Annotated in this window: 10 protein-coding genes and 5 tRNA genes; 5 read left to right on the forward strand and 10 right to left on the reverse strand. The window is 50.5% G+C overall.

Features of this window, described 5'->3' with window-relative positions; all coding sequences use genetic code 11:
* Positions 1 to 54: 54 nt before the first annotated feature.
* Both HZU75_RS04750 and HZU75_RS04755 read left to right on the forward strand, forming a co-directional pair.
* Positions 55 to 2,478 (forward strand): ATP-binding protein, encoded by a 2,424-nt coding sequence (locus HZU75_RS04750; protein WP_180308026.1) that lies wholly within the window; start codon positions 55 to 57, stop codon positions 2,476 to 2,478.
* Between the two features lie 93 nt (positions 2,479 to 2,571).
* The gene (locus HZU75_RS04755; RefSeq protein WP_180308027.1) at positions 2,572 to 4,983 is read left to right on the forward strand and encodes an ATP-binding protein; all 2,412 of its coding nucleotides are present in this window, start codon (positions 2,572 to 2,574) and stop codon (positions 4,981 to 4,983) included.
* A 97-nt stretch (positions 4,984 to 5,080) separates the two neighbouring features.
* Here the strand turns inward: HZU75_RS04755 and HZU75_RS04760 are convergent, their stop codons facing one another.
* The 10 genes from HZU75_RS04760 to HZU75_RS04805 all read right to left on the reverse strand — a co-directional run bounded on the left by HZU75_RS04760 (position 5,081) and on the right by HZU75_RS04805 (position 11,029).
* Positions 5,081 to 5,803: a DsbC family protein gene (locus HZU75_RS04760; protein ID WP_180308028.1), complete on the reverse strand. Its 723-nt coding sequence runs from the start codon at positions 5,801 to 5,803 to the stop codon at positions 5,081 to 5,083.
* Positions 5,804 to 5,811: 8 nt separating this feature from the next.
* A complete protein-coding gene (locus HZU75_RS04765) occupies positions 5,812 to 6,987 on the reverse strand; it encodes a UbiH/UbiF family hydroxylase (protein ID WP_180308029.1) in 1,176 nt (391 codons plus the stop codon).
* A 233-nt stretch (positions 6,988 to 7,220) separates the two neighbouring features.
* Positions 7,221 to 7,295 (reverse strand) — tRNA-Glu (locus HZU75_RS04770).
* A 33-nt stretch (positions 7,296 to 7,328) separates the two neighbouring features.
* A tRNA-Arg gene (locus HZU75_RS04775) sits at positions 7,329 to 7,405 on the reverse strand.
* A gap of 38 nt (positions 7,406 to 7,443) precedes the next feature.
* Positions 7,444 to 7,518, reverse strand: a tRNA-Glu gene (locus HZU75_RS04780).
* Between the two features lie 30 nt (positions 7,519 to 7,548).
* Positions 7,549 to 7,625: transfer RNA gene (locus tag HZU75_RS04785), tRNA-Arg, on the reverse strand.
* 25 nt (positions 7,626 to 7,650) lie between these two features.
* Positions 7,651 to 7,744, reverse strand: a tRNA-Ser gene (locus HZU75_RS04790).
* Positions 7,745 to 7,973: 229 nt separating this feature from the next.
* On the reverse strand, positions 7,974 to 9,200 hold the full coding sequence (locus tag HZU75_RS04795; RefSeq protein WP_180308030.1) for an aspartate kinase: 1,227 nt from the start codon (positions 9,198 to 9,200) through the stop codon (positions 7,974 to 7,976).
* Between the two features lie 105 nt (positions 9,201 to 9,305).
* The gene (gene alr, locus HZU75_RS04800; RefSeq protein WP_180308031.1) at positions 9,306 to 10,376 is read right to left on the reverse strand and encodes an alanine racemase; all 1,071 of its coding nucleotides are present in this window, start codon (positions 10,374 to 10,376) and stop codon (positions 9,306 to 9,308) included.
* Positions 10,377 to 10,420: 44 nt separating this feature from the next.
* Complete coding sequence (locus HZU75_RS04805) at positions 10,421 to 11,029, reverse strand: DedA family protein (RefSeq protein ID WP_180308032.1); 609 nt, start codon at positions 11,027 to 11,029, stop codon at positions 10,421 to 10,423.
* A 175-nt stretch (positions 11,030 to 11,204) separates the two neighbouring features.
* Between HZU75_RS04805 and lplT the strand changes: the two genes are divergently transcribed.
* Genes lplT through HZU75_RS04820 form a run of 3 tightly spaced genes read left to right on the forward strand, consistent with a single transcriptional unit; the run spans position 11,205 to position 16,741 of the window.
* Positions 11,205 to 12,497 carry a lysophospholipid transporter LplT gene (lplT, locus tag HZU75_RS04810; protein ID WP_180308033.1) on the forward strand — a complete coding sequence of 431 codons (1,293 nt, stop codon included), beginning with the start codon at positions 11,205 to 11,207 and terminating at the stop codon, positions 12,495 to 12,497.
* Positions 12,498 to 12,518: 21 nt separating this feature from the next.
* Positions 12,519 to 13,664 (forward strand): efflux RND transporter periplasmic adaptor subunit, encoded by a 1,146-nt coding sequence (locus tag HZU75_RS04815; RefSeq protein ID WP_180308034.1) that lies wholly within the window; start codon positions 12,519 to 12,521, stop codon positions 13,662 to 13,664.
* A 2-nt stretch (positions 13,665 to 13,666) separates the two neighbouring features.
* The gene (locus HZU75_RS04820) at positions 13,667 to 16,741 is read left to right on the forward strand and encodes an efflux RND transporter permease subunit (protein ID WP_180308035.1); all 3,075 of its coding nucleotides are present in this window, start codon (positions 13,667 to 13,669) and stop codon (positions 16,739 to 16,741) included.
* Positions 16,742 to 16,756: the final 15 nt, after the last annotated feature.

The raw sequence follows: 16,756 nt of genomic DNA on the forward strand, positions 1-16,756 counted from the left end.
CACAGCGGTCGCTATTTTCTGCGACGGCTTTTTGGACCAACCCACGCCTCACCAATGCCTAACGCTACTGTCATCGCGGATGAGCTTGCCGCCCAACTGGCGCATATTGAAAGCATTTATCATCAGCAACCGCTGCAGGCACGCCAAGCATGCGAAGCCTTGATTGGTCATGCGCGTCAACAACACGCCACCTTACTACAAATCTATGCCGCTGAGCTTTACGGCAAAATCATGGATCATGCCGGTGAAGCCATCACGGCACGCAATCTATTATATGAAGCGGCTCAACAGGCACAAGCCATTCACAATTTCCGACTTGAAGCGAGGGTATGCGAGCAGATAGCGCGCTCTCACTACACGGCAGGCGAATACCCTACAGCCCTACAAAACTGGCTGCGCTGTATTGAATTATCGGAATTCAAGCAGGGCGAAGCCGCCATCTGGATGATGGCTAAAGTCGGCGTTGGACAGGTTTACGATGCATTGGGCGAATGCCAAACAGCACTGCTATTTCACCAAAAAGCACTCAACCGCATTCATGAAGTGAATGATCCGTACCTGCATGCCAAAATTCTAATCAATATCGGCGTGGTACAGCTCAAACTCGATCAGCTATCGCAGGCCAAAATAGCACTAGAAACATCGCGCCAAATTTGTCTGGCCAATGATTATGCCGATTACGCGGCTACATCGTATTCGCGTTTGGCCGAAATAGCGCTCAAAGAAAATCAGCTTGATGATGCGATGAGCTTGCTGACTGAGGCGCTGAGCTTTGCCCGCAAAGTAAATTACCGCTGGGGCGAAGCGACAATTTTAAGCAATATGGCGCAAATACATTCGCGCCATCAGCGCTACGATGCCGCACTGGAATGCATTTTTACCGCACAGGTCATCGCCAAAAATCACCACTTCACCCCAGTACTGATGCGGTTACATCAGGCCGCCGCCCACAATGCTGAACAAGCGGGGCAAATCGCTTTGGCGATACAAGAGCTCAAAGCCGGGGTGGCTTTGCAAACGGCGCTACAGCAGGCGCAGCAAAGCGAACAGAACAATATTCTGGTGCAAAAAACTAATCTACGCGCCAGCGCCAGTAGCAAACTGGTCAATCTAGCCAACCACCGGCTAATCGAACATGGTGATCAGGCGGATTACTGGCCTTTACTGGCGCAAGAAAGTGCCAGCTTATTACAGCTAGAGCGCGTCAGCATCTGGTTACTTAGCGAAGATAAGCAACGGCTAGAGTGCCAATATGCACGGCAGGAAACCGCCCAGATGCCGGTGCTAGAACGGCGAATGATGCCGGTTTTTTTCTCCAGCTTGGAGCACAATCAACCCATCATCGCGCATGATGCCGCCCACCATCATTTTGTTTGGGACATCGCCAAAGCGTATTTGGCAGAGCGGCATATTTATTCAATCATGGCCTTTCCGATTCATCATAATGATCGGATTTATATCTTGTTATTCGAGCAAACGGGCCAGCAACGTAACTGGCTACCCGACGAAATCAAGGTGGGCAATCAACTGGCTAATATTGCCGCACGGGCCTTAGGTAATCAGGATCGACGAGAGTTTCAAGATGAAATTCATATCCTGAATGCACGGCTTAGCGAAGCACATACCGAGCTGGAAAACCGAGTGCAGGAGCGAACGCAAGGCTTGCTACAAAGCAATGCAGAGCTAGAGCAAACCATGAGCCAGCTGGTGCAAACCGAAAAAATGGCCGCCTTAGGACGCCTAGTCACCGGTATTTCCAACGAGCTAATACCGCCGCTGATCGATGCGCTGGAACACAGCAATGTACTCAACCAGCACAGCAAGCAGATTGCACAACAATTAAGCTCAGGCCAACTTAAGCGCTCGAGCCTGGAGCAATACATTGCCACCACCGAGGCGCAAGGCAAAATCATTGAGGATAAAATTGCACTGGCCAGCGAGCTGGTTGGTCAATTTAAGCTGATTGCCGTCGATACCAGCAGCGAGCGTCGCCGCCACTTTAATCTATATGAAACGGTGAGCGATTTGGCCAAGATGCTATCGCGTCAGCTGCGCCACCAAGGGCACCGGATCTTATTGAATATCCCCAGACAACTGGAACTCGATAGTTTCCCTGGCCCATTGGAACAAATCCTCACCCATTTGATTCAAAATGCCGTGTTTCATGGTTTTGCCCAGCGTCGTGCAGGCGTAATTGAAATTAGCGCCTACGCCCAAGGGGACGAAATTATCGTCGAATGCCATGACAACGGAATCGGCATAGCCCCTGAGCAATTGCAGCGCGTGCTGGAGCCGTTTTATACCCGCGCATTGCATAATGAACATAGCGGCCTTGGTTTGTATATTGCGAACAACCTACTGAGTGAGGTATTAGCTGGCAAGCTAGAAATAGAAAGCGCTCTAGGGCAATACACCAAGGTTAAACTAAGAATTCCACGTATTGCCCCTGAGTCGCAAGCCGCTGAAGTTCAAGCGTAATACCCGTGCAGCAACCCTGAAATTTGCCGCAAAATGCGTCAATCTATGCCAAACTGATTTTAACCCGTCGCCCGCAGGACTGAGCGCAACCCCATGCCTACTGAAGCCCAATTCGCAGCTCAAATTGCTCAAATCGAGCAAGATTGGCACCTTAAGCCGGAAAAATCCCGCCAGCTATGCGTTGAGCTAATCGACCAAGCCCGTGAAGCACGGCTGCCGTATTACCAGATTTGTGCCGCCGAGTTGTACGGCAAAATCATGGATCATGAAGGGAAGGCATTCGAAGCGCGCAATGTGCTGTATGAAGCAGTACAACAAGCACAGGCTTTGCATAACTTCATACTCGAGGCACGCATTTACGAGCAAATTGCGCGCCTGCACTACACCAAAGGCGATTACCGCACTGCATTACAAAACTGGCTAACCTGTATTGAGCTGGCTGAATCCGACCCCAAAACCTGGATGCTGGCCAAAGTGGGCGTAGGACAAATTTATGATGCGCTTAATGATTCGGCATCGGCCATCGTTTTTCATCAAGCCGCCGCCGCACGCATTAATGAAATTGATGACCCTTATCTGGATGCCAAAATCCAGATTAATCTGGGGGTCAATCTGCTTAAATGCCATCGCAATCAGGAAGCAAAAGTCGCCCTCGAGCGTGCTCTGGCCATTTGCTTAGCGCGTCATTATCCTGACTATGCCGCTGAATCTTATTTCCGTCTGGGTGAGATTGCGATTGATGAAGCTGCACTGGAAAGCGCCCAGACCCTACTACAAAATGGCCTCGCACTGGCCCGCCAAGTGGGCTATCAGTGGGGAGAAGCCAATATTTACAGCGCGATGGCCGAAATCGAAGCCCAGCAAGAACACTGGCAAACAGCACTCGATTTTATCCATCAAGGCCAGAAAATTTCGGCAGAAAATAATTTCTCGCATATTTTAATGCGCCAGCATTTAGCTGCAGCCCAATACGCCGAAGCCCTTTTTGATATGCCGCAGGCGCTGGCCGAGCTAAAAGCGGGCTTTGAGTTCCAGCAGCAGATCAATAACAGCACGCAACCAGAACAGCGCGCGGAGCTGGAACAAAAAACCGGCCTGCGCCTGAGCGTGGGCACCATGCTAATTAATCTGGCCAATCATCAGGCCATTGAGCACGGCAAATTGACCGAATTTGGTCCGGTCATCACCGAGGCGGCTACGCAGATTCTGGATGTACAGCGCGTAGGGCTATGGGTCTCCACGGCGCAGCAAGATCGTCTAAGTTGCCTGAGCTTGTACGATCAGAAATTACGGCAATTTATTAGTGAAGAACCAATCGAATACGCCCGCGCACCTGTTTTTATGAAGTCAATTGGCATGCATAAATCGCTGATTGCCCATGATGCACAACACCACCCCGATGCTTGGGATTTCTCTGAACAATACTTACAAAGCCGTGGCATCCCGTCCATTCTGGTATTTCCTGTTATTAGCACCAATCAATACTGCTGGCTGATTTTCGAGCATGTGGGCGAACAACGTAACTGGGTGCCCGATGATATTCAGCATGCCAGCCAGATCGCTGATATAGCCGTGCGGGCAATGAGCAATCAGGAACGACGACTCTTTCAAACTGAAATTCATGAATTGAACGTCCGCTTGATTGAATCGAATGAAGCACTAGAAACCCGTGTGAAAGAGCGCACCCAAGCCTTGGCACAAAGTAATCAAGAGTTGCGCCTGGCGATGGATAAACTGGTTCAGTCAGAAAAACTAGCCGCTTTAGGTAGCTTGGTGGCCGGTATTGCGCATGAGCTCAATACCCCGCTTGGGGCAGCACTCACCTGTAGCACCACGCTAAGCGCCAGCAGCCAGGAGATCAATCGTCAGCTTCAGAACAATGCATTGAAGAAATCGGCACTAGAGGAATTTATCGCCAATAACCTCGTGGCCAATCAATTAATTGAACGCAATATTCGCCGCGCCAGCGATCTGGTTTCTCACTTCAAACAAGTGGCGGTTGATACCGATAGCACACGGCGCCGAGCATTTGATTTGGCAGAAATTGTGAATGAGGTGCTCGCGATGCTACACCCCCAACTCAAAATGACGCAGCATCGTGTTGATAACCAAATCGCTGCCGGCTGGCTGTTTGACAGCTATCCAGGCCCACTTGAACAAGTATTTAGCAACTTTATTCTTAATAGCGTGCTGCATGGTTTTGAGGACAAACCGGCGGGGCTAATGACACTGCACGCTGAGCCTTGCGATGCTCAGCATGTCAAAATCATCTATGAAGACAATGGTATTGGCATGAATACCGAGATTCAGAAGCGAGTTTTTGACCCCTTCTTCACCACCAAACTTGGCAAAGGTGGCAGTGGCTTGGGGCTCTATATTGCCTACAACCTAGTCACTGGTATTTTGGGCGGCGAGTTGCAACTGGAAAGTGAACCCGGACAATTTACCCGCTTTACCCTGAAATTGCCTCTGATCGCCCCCATCAATCTTCAGGTCGAGGAATAGAGGGTATAAACCTGCAAACCAATAAGAAAGATGCCTTTAAGGCAATACCCACAAAAAAGCCACCCGCAGATGGGTGGCTTTTTCGCATGCAGGCTAATTATTTCGCGCCGAGCAATGTTTCAATCTGCTCACGCGGAATAGCTCCCGACACAATTTGCCCATTGGCAAAAATTAACGCCGGGGTGCCGCTAATACCCAAGGATTCACCCAGAGTCATATTGCGCTGCACCGGGTTATCACACTCGGGGCTATTATCAGGTAGCTTGCCTTCAAAGAACCAATTGCGCCAAGATGCAGACTGGTCTTTGCTACACCAGATCATGGCTGATTTACGCACAGCATCTGGGTGCAAGCCAGGCAGTGGCATCAAAAAGTTGTAAATGGTGACATTATCAATGCCAACCAAACTTTGCTGCTCTAGGCGTTTGCAGAAGGGGCAATCGGGATCAGTAAATACCGCCAATTTACGGCTACCATCACCACGCACGATTTTGACGGCATCAGCCAGCGGTAATTTGGCAAAATCTGTGGTCATCAAGGCCGCAATGCGCTTTTCAGTGATGCTTTCTTTTTTAGCAACATCAATCATCTCACCGACAAATGCATAGTCGCCTTTGGCATCGGTATAGATAATTTGGCGTTTGCCCATCACCACTTCGTAAATACCTTTCACAGGCGTTGAATTAACCGCATCCACTGGGCGGCCCAGTTTTTTCGTCAAGGTGGCTTTCAAATCTTTCGGCGGAGTATCAGCTTGAGCTGAGCAAGCAGCAACAGCCAGTAAACCTGCGGCCATCATGATACGAACAAGGTGTTTCATAGCTTTCCTTAAGAGTCCATCGCGTGGCGAATTAGCTGGCGCTTAATCCACGGCAATGAGTCGGTCATAGTCAGACCGATATTACGCAATGATTTGAGTATTGGGTTGTGATTATTAAATAAAACCTGTAATCCATCGCACACCGTCTGCATCAGCAGCACCGACTCGCGACGGGCCAGCTCATAGCGGCGCAGCACCAGCGCATCACCAATCCGATCCGGATGAACACTAGCCAGCACCTTGGCCAACTCAGCTACATCACCAAAGCCCAGATTCACGCCCTGCCCCGCCAAAGGATGCACGGTATGCGCCGCATCGCCGACCAAAGCCACACGCGATCGGGCAATGTCGGCCACCTGCGTTAATTTCAGCGGAAAAGCAGCGGCAGGCGTAACCACTGAAAGTTGGCCTAAACGCGATTGTCCTGCTTGTGCGACTTGTTTAGCCAGTTCGTCTGCCGAAAGGGTTAAAAGTTCATTCCGGCGGTCTTCACTGCACGACCAAACCATCGACATTTGCTGATTGGGCAGCGGCAACCAAGCTAAAATACCATCCGGCATAAACCATTGCTGGGCCACACCGTAATGCGGCTTCTCACAGGCGAAATTGGCAACCACGCCATATTGCTCGTAGGATTTAGCACTTGAAGGGATAGCCAGCTGCTGACGCACCCAGGAGTTTGCGCCATCGGCACCAATAATCAGCTTGGCGCTCAATTGATGACCATCTGCTAGCGTGAGCGTGGCAGCATCATAATCAATCTGTAAGGCACTGGCTGTAACTGAAGTCATCACCCGCACATTGCTGCAGTCATCCAAGGCCAACCACAGAGCACGTTGCAGTTCACGATTTTCAATAATAAATGCCAACTCATCCACACCCGACTCAAGTGCGGCAAACTCCAATCGACTATGCGGTGCATCGCCTGCAATTTTCATTGCAGAAATCGGCGTCAGGCGCTCAACACGCATCCGAGGCCAAGCACCAATCTCGTTCAGTAAACGACGACTAGCGCGGCTGATTGCGTAGACACGCTGATCCCACGTATCGAGCGGCCAATCAAGCTGCGGTGCACGGCCTTCCAGCAAAATCACATCTAAAGTAGTGTTTTTCAGCGCGAGCGCCAAAGCGGCACCAACCAAGCCACCACCGACAATAATTAAATCTGCGTCATAGGTTTTCATGGTGCTAGTTTAACATCGTCTAAACCAACGCAACACCGACTGAAGTTGGGAATTATTAATCGCAGAAGTCATGCAGATACATTGAGGTGTATAAGCCTAGAATCAAAGAAAATTAATCCATTGAAGGCAATACCCTAGACGGGTGTATCAGTTGTGATTTTTGGTGATTTGAAGCAAGAGAAAATAGAGACGCACTGCTGAGATTTACTACTGACACCAACTTAGAGCTAAGTTGGCGTCCCCACGGGGAATCGAACCCCGGCCGCCGCCGTGAAAGGGCAGTGTTCTAACCGCTAAACTATAGGGACATACTTAAAACAACTTTGTATATCGATTTAAATTGGTGCGCCCGGAGCGATTCGAACGCCCGACCCTTTGGTTCGTAGCCAAATACTCTATCCAACTGAGCTACGGGCGCACTGATTTAAAACTTTATACTGTATTACTCAATGTTTTTGGCGTCCCCACGGGGAATCGAACCCCGGCCGCCGCCGTGAAAGGGCAGTGTTCTAACCGCTAAACTATAGGGACATCTCAAACATTGTTACTACATTGTGGTGTTGGTGCGCCCGGAGCGATTCGAACGCCCGACCCTTTGGTTCGTAGCCAAATACTCTATCCAACTGAGCTACGGGCGCACTATACACAACAATTTACAGCCTCTGGCGGAGACGGAGGGATTCGAACCCTCGATACAGGTTTAAGCCCGTATGTCTCCTTAGCAGGGAGGTGATTTCAGCCACTCATCCACGTCTCCGTTCAGAGAAGCGAGATAATACCTACACCCCTGAACCTCGTCAACACTTATCGACTAATTTTTCTGACTGGTTGCATAAGTGCCTCACAGATAAGACAAAAAACCACCCCTATTTTTCAAACCGTAACATCAGCACAGCGGCTGCTTGAACACGCTAGCCAACAAAAAAGCCGCCGACTGCAAAGCAATGCAGTAGCGGCGGCCGTAATTCTGGCAATGAAAGCAGCGATTAGCCTTGCTGATCCAAACCAAAAGCCTTGTGCAATACGCGCACAGCCAATTCCAAGTACTTTTCGTCCACTACAACTGAAATCTTAATTTCAGACGTAGAGATCATTTGGATATTGATCCCTTCTTCTGCCAGCGTACGGAACATCGTTGAGGCCACACCTACGTGCGAGCGCATTCCCACGCCAACGATCGATACTTTACAAATCTTGTCGTCGCCCGACACTGATTTGCCGCCGATCTGGCTTTGCACGCCTTCAAGTACTTTCACCGCACGCGCCATTTCACCTTTTGGCACCGTGAATGAGAAGTCTGTTGTACCGTCTTGACCAACGTTTTGGATAATCATATCCACGTCGATGTTGGCATCGGCTACTGGGCCCAAGATTTGATAAGCAATGCCTGGTTTATCAGGAACACCGATCACATTGATGCGGGCTTCGTCGCGATTAAAGGCGATGCCAGAGATGACTGGTTTTTCCACGGTAGAGTCTTCCTCAAAAGTAATCAACGTACCCTCGCCTTCTTCTTGGAACGAGGACAGTACGCGCAATTTCACATTGTATTTACCAGCAAACTCAACCGAGCGAATTTGCAAAATTTTCGAGCCCAAGCTGGCCATTTCCAGCATTTCTTCAAACGTAATCGTTTTGAGCTTTTTCGCTTCAGGCACTACACGCGGATCGGTGGTGTACACGCCATCAACGTCGGTATAAATCTGGCACTCATCCGCCTTCAAAGCTGCAGCCAAAGCCACGCCAGAAGTATCAGAGCCACCACGACCCAGTGTTGTAATATTGCCGTTCGGATCTACACCCTGGAAGCCAGCCACGACCACAATGCGTCCCGCGCTCAGATCGGCGCGCATATTCGCGTCATCGATGTGCTGAATGCGTGCTTTGGTGTGTGAACTATCGGTCAGAATTTTAACTTGGCCACCGGTATATGACACCGCGTCCAAGCCCATTTCTTTAAGCGCCATTACCAGCAGGCCAATTGTTACCTGCTCACCAGTAGAAACAATTACATCAAGCTCACGTGGATCTGGATTGGCTTGCATTTCTTTAGCCAGAGCGATCAGGCGATTGGTTTCGCCAGACATCGCAGACAGAACCACCACCAAGTCATGCCCTTGGGCTTTAAACTTGGCGACGCGGCGCGCTACATTTTTGATTCGATCAGGTGACCCAACCGATGTGCCGCCATATTTTTGGACGATCAATGCCATGATTAACCTGCAGGCTGGAAAAATTAATAAAAACCGGATTATTGTAATTGAATCTGCGCTTCATGGGGGATTAAGACAAGAAAAGACCCCACCTGCGGTACAGAATTAATCCAGCTGAACACTCACTCGATTCGCAATCGCACACATCAACTCATAAGCAATGGTGCCGGCCTTTTGCGCAACCGCATCAATAGACAAACTTTGCCCCCAAAGTTCCACCACGCTATCAATTTGCGCATTGGGTAATTCGGTCAAATCTACACACAGCATATCCATCGATACACGCCCCAGGAGACGGGTTACTTGCCCATCGACCACAATCGGCGTCCCCGTCGGAGCATGACGAGGATAACCATCCGCATACCCACATGCCACTACACCAATCCGCATTGGTCGATCAGCAATAAACGTGGCCCCGTACCCCACCGTGTCGCCAGCTTCTAAGTTTTGCACAGCAATAATGCGTGAGCGTAAGCTCATTGCGGGGAGCAACCCTAATTGCTCAGCAGATTGATGCGCAAACGGTGATGAACCATATAGCGCAATTCCTGGCCGAACCCAATCGCCATGTACTTCTGGATAGGCAAAAATAGCGGCCGAATTGGCCAAGGAGCACGGGCAATCAAGCAGCTCGCTCTGCGCGCGAAAGCGCGCCCATTGCTGAGTAATTCCTTTCGCAGGCTCATCTGCAGTGGCAAAATGGGTCATCAGTGTCACACTGGCAACATTCGGCATAGCGCGCAATTGCGCCACTAATTCAGGCGCATTTTCTGCCACAAAACCGAGGCGATTCATACCGGTATTGAGTTTAAGGAAAATCTGCACAGGTGCCTGCAGCACAGTCGTGCGCAGCCAATCTAGATGACGGGGCTCATGAATCGCCAGCATGATGTTGTGCTGCGCACATTGCTGCAACTCATCCACACTGAATACGCCCTCAAGTAACAGAATCGGCTGCGTCACCCCAGCCTGTCGCATGGCAATGGCAGTGGCAAATTCCAAAATTGCAAAACCATCAGCGTCGTTGAGTGTATTCACCACTCGCTCTACACCGTGCCCATAGGCATTGGCCTTGATCACCGCAAAAGCGCGTGCCTGCGGCGCACGCTGTTTAATTAATTGATAATTATGTTTCAGCGCTGCGCTGTGGATCACAGCCTCAATAGGACGAGACATCGGTTTATCTCAAAGATGAAATTGAATCTACTTTCGCGAGCAAGTTAACTTCGTTCGCGTTTATTACGAATATACCAAATCGCGACAATCGCAAGCACCACCACCAGCAGCACTAATATTGCCGTTTGACCACGACCCAGCCAAGTCATCAGCCACTGGTGATTTGAAGCGCCGTAATAACCCAGATATACCCAGATCGGCACGCTAATAAGTGCCGCTAAGCCGTCGAGTAATAAAAATCGTAAGTAGGAGATTCGGCAGGACATACCAGCCGTCAGATAGATGGGGGCACGCAAGCCGGGCAGAAAACGAGCCACAAAGAGGACTCGATTACCATAGCGCTCAAATTTATCCTGCACGGCCTCATAGCGCTCGGGGGTCATCATCCGTTTGAAATAGCGATGTTCAAGTAGCGTGGTGCCAAAATAACGCCCCAGCAGGAACATACAACTATCCCCTAGTAATACGCCAGCCATTCCAACGGCAAACATTGTGTGAACATGCGCATAGCCTAGGCCAGAAATCACGCCACCCGCCACCAGTGAAACATCCTCTGGAATCGGCACGCCGAAACCACAAACGAGTAACACCGTGAACACAGCCAGGTAGCCATAATCGGTAAAAATCCCGATCAGCGACTGGAGAATATCCATACACAACCGTCAATTGAAAGGCCAATGGCGAGGATAATAGCACGAGCGCGGCAGTTTTCATTTGCTGCAACAGCATGACAACGCGCAGTTTGATTGTCATCAATCCGTGATATAAGACATCCGTGGGTCAAAACAACTGATCGCACAATGACACAATACGCCGAAGGCGATCGCTATGAATCGTGGTTTCTTTACCATTTTGGGGGCGCAATTTTTCTCTGCCCTCGCTGATAATGCACTGTTTTTTGCGGCGCTAGCACTACTCAAGGAGCAGCAAGCGCCAGAATGGCATTTATCGATGCTACTCTGGGCATTTACCGTGTCCTATGTGCTCATCGCCCCTTACGCCGGCGCATTTGCTGACTCCATGCACAAAGGGCGCGCCATGCTTATTTGCAATGGCATTAAGTTATTAGGCTGCGCCAGCATGATCGCGGGCATGCCGCCGATTTTTGCCTATGCAATAGTTGGCTTCGGTGCGGCAGCCTATTCACCCGCCAAATACGGCATCATCACCGAATATTTACCCCATGAACAATTAGTCGCCGCCAATGGTTGGCTAGAAGGCGCTACGGTAGGCGCAATTATTTTAGGCACAGTCATTGGTGGGTATTTATCTGGAAGCCACATTCAGCAATGGCTAGCAGGCAATACTCTCGGGCACATCTTCAGTCCGGCGCAATTTGCCATTTTGGCCACTATCGCGATTTACCTACTGGCCGCCTACATCAATCTATTTATTCCCAAACTGCAGGTACGCCTCAAGCCACTCCACCTAGACCCGATTCATCAAGCGAAGGAATTCGCTTGGTGTGTACAACGGCTGTGGCGCGACCCACAAGGGCAACTATCACTAGGGGTCACTACTCTGTTTTGGGGCGCGGGCGCCACGATGCGTTTGGTCGTGCTTAATTGGGCCGTGATCTGGTTATCGCTCAAGCTAGAACAAGCCAGCCAACTGATCGCGCTGGTGGCGGTCGGCATTGCAATCGGGGCAGTTGCGGCCGGGCGCTGGGTACCACTGCACAAAGCCTTTAGCGTACTCTGGGCTGGCATTGCGATGGGCGCGCTGGTCATTTTGATGCTGTGGGTCAACCAGATTGCCATTGCTGCGTTATTAATGCTGATTATTGGCGCTTTATCAGGGTTTTTTGTTGTGCCACTCAATGCCATGCTGCAACACCGCGGGCATTTATTGATGGGCGCAGGGCACTCAATTGCCGTACAAAATTTCAATGAAAACCTCGGTATTTTGCTGATGGTGGGCTTTCACGCCTGGCTGGTTAAAAATTGGAGCACTCCACTACCCGCTGATAGCAGCGCCTTACTGCAACAACAGTTTGCGCACAATGGTTTGCCTCCCATGTGGCTGATTATTATCGGTTTTGGTGGTTTCGTAATTATGGTGATGAGCTGGATTCTGCTGCGTTATCAACGCAATTTAAAAGCGGGCCTGCTGCACGATTAAATAGCAATGAGATTGAAATCAATGAATGTAACTCGTTATGCCCCAGTTCTAGTATTCACGTTTGGCGCACTACTTAGCGGATGTGGGCCATCAGCTGATAAGCCTAAGCAAGGCAAAAGCGAGCGCCCCACAGTGGTACAAAGCAGCGTGGTAAAAATAGGCGAGCTGCCCCAGCAAATTAGCACCAATGGGCATGTTGAAGCCGTACAAATGATTGAAATTCGTCCACAAGTCAGTGCGCAGATTGCCGCCATTCACTTCAAAGAAGGCGATGAAGTCAAAGCTGGGCAATTATTATTTACTCTTGATGCCCGCAATGATGAAGCGCAAGCCAATCGCAGCAAAGCCGTTGCCGCCCAAATGGAAGCGCAGTTGGCCGAAGCGGATCGCAATTTGGCTCGCACGATCGAATTAGCCCAAGCCAAATTTATTTCCCCTTCCGCTGTCGATACTGCACGCGCCAAAGCTGAAAGTTTGCGTGCCCAACTGGTGGCGGCCAAAGCCGATCAAACCGCTGCTGCGGTCAAATTATCCTACACCCGCATCGTTGCACCATTCGCAGGTCGCACCGGCAAAATTAACATTCGCACTGGCGCGTTAGCGCAAACCAATAGCACCGAGCCGCTGGTAACCCTTACCCAGCTAGACCCCGTGCGCATTAGCTTTAATGTGCCAGAGCGCGACTTATCGGCCTTGATTGCCGCGCAACACAATACCTCATTGGCCGTACAAGCCACGCTACCCGATGGCAGCACACGCGAGGGTAAATTGGTATTTTTGGATAGCGCCGTAGATAAAAATACCGGCACCTTGCTCGCCAAAGCTGAGTTTGCCAATGCAGATCGCCAGCTATGGCCAGGTTTGAGCGTGGGCATCGAAGTCCAACTGGGTGCAGAAAAAGGGCTCATCGTCCCGCTGCAAGCTATTCAAACTGGCCCAGAACAGCGCTTTGTGTATGTGATTGGCGAAGACAAAAAAGCGCAAGCACAAAATATTACTGTGCTACGCAGCCATGATGGACAGGCCTTAGTTGAGGGCTTAAAACCCGGCAGTAAAGTAATTCGTGAAGGCGGGCAAAATGTACGCCCTGGCGGCATGGTTATTGAAGCAAGCAAGCCCGCCAAAAAATCCGCCAGCCAGGCCAGCCACAGCGGTGAGGCACAGTAATCATGAGCCAGAATCACGGAATTTCTTGGTGGGCGATTCATCGTCCAGTCGCCACGCTATTGCTGTGGCTCGCGGTCATGGTGGCCGGTGTCATTGCCTGGTTTCATTTACCAATCTCGGCGCTACCCAGCTATGACACCCCAACAATTAATGTTTCGGCATCACTAAGCGGCGCTTCACCGGAAACCATGGCCAATTCAGTGGCAACCCCACTGGAAAAGCAATTCTCGACGATTCCTGGGCTGGCCATGATGAGTTCGAGCAGCCGTTTGGGCAGCACCTCAATCACGCTTGAATTCGCACCCAATCGCGACATTGAATCCGCCGCGGTAGACGTACAGGCCGCTTTATATCGCGCAAATCGTAGCCTACCTAGCGATATGAAAAGTCCACCGAGCTATCGCAAAGTAAATCCATCCGATGCGCCGATTTTGATGCTGTCGATCAATTCGCCATCAATGTCGCTTTCACAACTGAATGATTATTCGGACAATCTGATTGCCCCTGCTCTTTCGACCATCGATGGGGTGGCACAGGTGCAGATTTATGGGCAAAAAAAATACGCAGTGCGCATTGCGGTTGATCCAGAAAAACTCGCAGCACGGAATATTTCTTTGCCCGAGTTGTCCAGCGCCCTGAAAACCGCCAACGCCAATTCGCCAGTGGGTCAGCTTGAAGGCGAGCGTCAAACCTTGATGCTACAAGCCAATGAGCAGCTTAAAAATGCGGCCGAATTTGCCGAGGTAGTTGTTGCCAACCGTAGCGCAGATAGTGGAGGCCTTGTGCGCTTGAAAGATGTGGCTCGCGTAGAAGACAGCGTGGAAAACATTAAATCGGGTAGCTGGGTCAACGGCGAGCGCTCGATTATTCTGGCGGTACAACGCCAACCTGGTGCCAACACGGTAGCTACGGTCGATGCAATCAAAGCGATGCTACCCAAGCTAAAAGCACAAATGCCCGATTCGGTTGAGATGCACGAAATCAACGATCGCTCGACCTCAATTCGTGAATCGATTCATGATGTGAACCTGACGCTATTGCTCACACTGGGCTTGGTCGTTATGTCGGTTTTGCTATTTCTGCGCCGAGCTGCTGCCACACTTATTCCATCGGTATCACTCCCAATCTCTTTATTGGCAACGTTTGCATTGATGTACTGGCTGGGGTATAGCCTAGATAACATCTCACTGATGGGGCTTACTGTGGCACTGGGGCTGGTGGTCGATGATGCGATTGTGGTGCTGGAAAACATTGTGCGCCACATCGAAGAGGGGATGAGCCCGTGGGATGCCGCCATTAAAGGCGCTGGCGAAGTGGGCTTTACCGTGGTTTCGATTTCGATTTCATTGGTCGCTGTATTTATCCCGATTTTCTTTATGCCGGGCACCATGGGGCTGCTGTTTCATGAGTTTGCCGTGGTGGTTGCACTGTCGATTTTAGTCTCGATGCTGGTGTCACTCACCTTGATTCCACTATTTGCCGCACGGTTTCTCAAGCCTGAACCAGCCGAGCATACGCATACCGACCCGGCCTGGAGTCGTTATTTCGAAGCCGGTTTTAACCGCCTACTCGCAGCGTATCAGCGCAGCTTGGGCTGGGTGCTACAACATAAAATTTGGATGCTACTAGCTACCTTGGCGACCTTTGGTATCACGGTTTGGCTATACACGGCCATACCAAAAGGATTCTTCCCGCAAGAAGATATCGGCCAAGTGCAAGCCAGTGTCGATATGTCCGCGGATATTAGCTACCCTGCCCTACTCAAATTGCAGCAACGTGTCGCATCCGCGGTCGCTAAAAATCCCAACGTATCCAGCGTGGCTTCTAGCTTGGGTAATGGGAGTGGCGGACGCTTATTTATCACGCTCAAACCACGCAAAGAACGGCAGAACATGCAAAAGACGCTTGAAAGTCTGCGCAAAGACACCGGTAAAATCGCCGGAGTAAATGTGTTCTACCGCCCAACCCAAAATCTGAATATCGGCGGCCGAAGTGGGAAAAGCAGCTACCAATATACTTTGCAGGCGGTCAATGCCAATGATTTGGAAAGCTGGAGTAATAAGCTGCAGGCGGAATTAGCCAGCAAAGCCATCTTCCGTGACGTCACCTCCGATGCTGAGCAAAAAACGCTGCAGGCCAAGCTAAATATCAATCGAGATCGCGCAGCCGAGCTAGGGGTAGACATGCAATCACTGCGCGACACCTTGTACGCCGCCTATGGTGAACGCGAGGTTGCCAGTATTTATGCACCACAGGATAGCTACTCGGTATTGCTGCAATTGAACGAAGCAGACCGCGCCGATGAAAGCAAACTCGCCAAGCTGTATGTACGCAGCAAGAACGGTGGGCTAATTCCACTCAGCAGTTTTGCGACCGTTGCGCGCACCGCCGTCACCACCACCATTAACCATCAGGGGCAACTACCTGCCATTACGCTTTCCTTCAATTTGGCAGAAGGCAGCTCGCTATCGGATGCTGCGCGCGAAATTAAAGCGGCAGAAACGTCCATAGCACTGCCTAGCTATATCTTCGGTGGTTTTGCAGGCGATGCCGCGCTATATAACCAAACGCAAACCAGTCAGTTATGGCTGATTTTAGCGGCGGTGGCGGTGATCTATGTTGTGCTGGGGGTCTTGTACGAAAGCTGGATTCACCCCATTACCATTCTGGCCGGTATTCCCTCTGCGGCCATTGGTGCCTTGCTAGCACTTAATTTGGTCGGTTTAGAATTAACCTTCATTGCCATGATTGGGATTTTGTTGCTGGTCGGCATTGTGAAGAAAAATGCCATCATGATGATCGACTTTGCACTTGAAGCCGAGCGTGGCTCGGCGCTGAGTTCAATTGATGCCATTCGCGAAGCCAGCGCCAAACGTTTTAGACCTATTATGATGACCACGCTGGCAGCCATGATGGGCGCGATGCCATTGGCCTTGGGCTTAGGGGCTGGCGCCGAATTGCGTCAGCCGCTCGGGGTCGCCATTGTGGGTGGCTTGATTTTTTCACAGCTGATCACACTGTACATCACGCCAGTGCTCTACATCAGCTTGGCTAAACTAGAGAAAAAGCTGAAATAATCACAAGGTATAAGG

The sequence above is a fragment of the Chitinibacter fontanus genome, from assembly GCF_013423785.1.
GTDB classification, from domain to species: domain Bacteria; phylum Pseudomonadota; class Gammaproteobacteria; order Burkholderiales; family Chitinibacteraceae; genus Chitinibacter; species Chitinibacter fontanus.

Excerpts from the sequence above, each read along its gene's own strand:
- HZU75_RS04750 (WP_180308026.1), top strand. The coding sequence starts at position 55 with ATGCCTAACGCTACTGTCATCGCGGATGAGCTTGCCGCCCAACTGGCG.
- HZU75_RS04755 (WP_180308027.1), top strand. The coding sequence starts at position 2,572 with ATGCCTACTGAAGCCCAATTCGCAGCTCAAATTGCTCAAATCGAGCAA.
- HZU75_RS04760 (WP_180308028.1), bottom strand. The coding sequence starts at position 5,803 with ATGAAACACCTTGTTCGTATCATGATGGCCGCAGGTTTACTGGCTGTT.
- HZU75_RS04765 (WP_180308029.1), bottom strand. The coding sequence starts at position 6,987 with ATGAAAACCTATGACGCAGATTTAATTATTGTCGGTGGTGGCTTGGTT.
- HZU75_RS04795 (WP_180308030.1), bottom strand. The coding sequence starts at position 9,200 with ATGGCATTGATCGTCCAAAAATATGGCGGCACATCGGTTGGGTCACCT.
- alr (WP_180308031.1), bottom strand. The coding sequence starts at position 10,376 with ATGTCTCGTCCTATTGAGGCTGTGATCCACAGCGCAGCGCTGAAACAT.
- HZU75_RS04805 (WP_180308032.1), bottom strand. The coding sequence starts at position 11,029 with ATGGATATTCTCCAGTCGCTGATCGGGATTTTTACCGATTATGGCTAC.
- lplT (WP_180308033.1), top strand. The coding sequence starts at position 11,205 with ATGAATCGTGGTTTCTTTACCATTTTGGGGGCGCAATTTTTCTCTGCC.
- HZU75_RS04815 (WP_180308034.1), top strand. The coding sequence starts at position 12,519 with ATGAATGTAACTCGTTATGCCCCAGTTCTAGTATTCACGTTTGGCGCA.
- HZU75_RS04820 (WP_180308035.1), top strand. The coding sequence starts at position 13,667 with ATGAGCCAGAATCACGGAATTTCTTGGTGGGCGATTCATCGTCCAGTC.